Raw genomic sequence first — 279 nt, 5'->3', positions numbered from 1 at the left:
ATGGAAGACGTTCAGACAGCCAATGCCTGGGTGGAAGTGGACAAGACCGCGTTTGAGTCGAACATTGCGCATCTGCAAAACCATGTGGGCAGCAACACTGCCATCTGTGCCGTGATGAAAGCCGATGCCTACGGCAACGGCATTGCCAACCTGCTGCCTTCTGTGATGCAAAGCGGCATTCCCTGTGTTGGTATCACCAGCAACGCGGAAGCCCGCCTGGTTCGTGAGATGGGCTTTAATGGCCGCCTGATGCGCCTGCGGGCCGCAACACCTTCTGAG

General features: G+C 57.3%; 1 protein-coding gene. It reads left to right on the top strand.

Annotated elements, in window-relative coordinates:
* On the top strand, nt 1–279 hold a 279-nt coding region (locus ACYP03_RS25920), incomplete at both ends, for an alanine racemase (protein WP_459782663.1).

The organism is Photobacterium sp. R1, from assembly GCF_054600795.1.
The sequence above is the reverse complement of the archived record's forward strand: the minus strand, read 5'-3'. Positions and strand labels throughout refer to the sequence as shown.